Genomic DNA, 293 nt, shown 5'->3' on the forward strand with positions numbered 1-293 from the left:
ATTCTTTTTCAACCTTCCCCACCTCTTTATTCCCTCAATCAACAATCACCACCCCACAATCCTTCAAAACCTCCATCATCAGCCCCCCCTCATCCCTCCCATATTCAACATAATAACCCCCCCCTTTCAAACCCTCTTTTTTCACCACCCCTTCCCTTCATAATCTTTCACCCCCACCCAACATTTTCCCCCCCTCTCTTTTTTTGACACCTCCCAAAAACTCATACACCCTTACTCCCATCCACGTACTCAAGCTGCCCAAAGTCCCCCCTTTATCGAAGGGAAGGAGCATC

General features: G+C 48.1%; 1 pseudogene. It reads right to left on the minus strand.

From position 1 onward, the window contains the following. Positions 1–58: 58 nt before the first annotated feature. Positions 59–293 (minus strand): annotated as a pseudogene (locus FS736_RS25345) (glycerol-3-phosphate dehydrogenase); the annotation flags it as partial.

The organism is Cytobacillus oceanisediminis 2691 (genome assembly GCF_007678455.1).
In the GTDB taxonomy this organism is placed as follows: Bacteria; Bacillota; Bacilli; order Bacillales; family Cytobacillaceae; genus Mesobacillus; species Mesobacillus oceanisediminis_A.